This is a genomic window from Moorena sp. SIO1F2, from assembly GCF_010672755.1.
Taxonomy (GTDB): domain Bacteria; phylum Cyanobacteriota; class Cyanobacteriia; order Cyanobacteriales; family Coleofasciculaceae; genus Moorena.
In genome coordinates this window covers 1-1,658 of sequence record NZ_JAAHFV010000641.1, presented here as the reverse complement: position 1 = coordinate 1,658, position 1,658 = coordinate 1, and the positions used below count along the sequence as shown (strand labels likewise).

The 1,658-nt window shown below is 42.8% G+C and carries 1 protein-coding gene; it reads right to left on the bottom strand.

Annotated features, from left to right (window positions below; genetic code table 11):
* Nucleotides 1-163: 163 nt before the first annotated feature.
* Nucleotides 164-1,658, bottom strand: a 1,495-nt coding sequence (locus F6J94_RS33675) for a formylglycine-generating enzyme family protein (protein WP_293048257.1), incomplete at its 5' end; no start/stop codon positions are given.

Sequence of the window (1,658 nt, the reverse complement as noted above, 5' to 3'; positions counted from 1 at the left end):
TATTTAAAAAACATCAAATTACATTTGATGTTTTTTAAATATATTTCATGCCCCAACACCAGGATTTCTACTAATCCCAGCTTTTTATTCTTGATTTCTGAGATTATACTCATACTTTTATACTCGATTAAAGATAATTTAAGATGATTAATAACTATAAAGTTTAATTTATTTTTGTGTTATTTAAAGACAAAGCGACTCGAAACCCAATTGTAAGAATCCTGTTTTCAGGAGGAACACCATAGCGATAGCCAGAACGACACACATTTGGACTGTCAAGCCAAGACCCACCCCGTATTACTCGATGGGACGCTCTAGAGTTAGTTGTCCTAGGGGTTCCGTCTACGGGTGCATCAATGTAGTTTTCATACCAGTGGTCAGCACACCACTCCCAGACATTACCATGGAGGTCCTCTAGTCCAAAGCCATTAGCTGCTTGATGAAAGCCAACTTCCGTTGTCTGTTTACTCGATTTACCCTTTGGTCCAAAACGGTATTTTTCAGTGCTGTCATAAGTCGCTACTTTGGGAGAAATAGTTTCACCAAAGTGAAAAGGAGTAGCTGTGCCAGCACGACAGGCATATTCCCATTCTGCTTCACTGGGTAAGCGATAGGGTCTACCTGTTTGTAGTTGCAAGCGCTCACAAAACTCAATTGCCTCGAACCAGGTAACCCCTTCTACTGGCAGGTTTTCACCTGGGAAGTGCGATGGAGCGGGTGGTAAGTCAATCATCACTTTATCTGTCCTGGCAATAGCTCCCCACTGGGCTTGAGTCACAGGAAATCTACTCAATAAAAACGGAGCAACGTTCACTAAATGTTGAGGTTGTTCTCGATAGTTTCCCTCCTTTTTTGGTGAACCCATGTGAAATTCCCCTCCTGGAATCTGTACCATTTCCAATACAGTATTCTCTCCCAGTTGTTCATAAAAAACCTCTGCTTGACCCCGGCCACGATTGATCAGCCATTGTGAACCCGATCCCATAAATCTAGGTTGTTGAATCAGTTCAGCCCTTTCAAACTCCAATGGATGTAAAGACGGAGGAGGGACTTTTACAGTATTAATAGTCCAAACTGACTCCTCAAATTCCGGAATAGGTAAAGTAACTCCTGCTACAAGTAGGCGATTATGGTGGGTTGGCAACTGGTCAAACTTAGATGCTGCTCCTTGTTCATGGCCACGAGCTAAGTCGCGCATCCCTTCAAGGTAGGTCAACAAAGGTTTGAATTCTGCTTCCCTGAGGGGAGCAGCCAGTGTTTCTGCTAGCTTAGACATTCGCACCCACTCTGTTTTTTGAGCTAGACTTAATTGGGTCAGTTGTAATGCTAAGTCACGAGCTGCTGCTTCAGGGTCAATATATGCTAGGGCAGTCCACCGTTGAGCTTGAGCAATGGTCCGAACAGAATTTTTGCCACTCTTGAGTTGTGGTTTTATATAAGCCAGCAGGAAATGAGCTAAAGTTTTAATGCGCTGATGATTATGTTGGTTAAATCGAGGATTACTGTTGAGTTGCTCTAGCAATACATTTCGTGTTTCCAACTCCATCTCATATAGCTCATGTCCCACTTCATGACAGAGAGGGGATAGTAGTAAGTCTGCCACTGCTATCCAAGGGATGTTTAAATTGTCACCCTGTATATCTTGCTGAAAGTTAGCA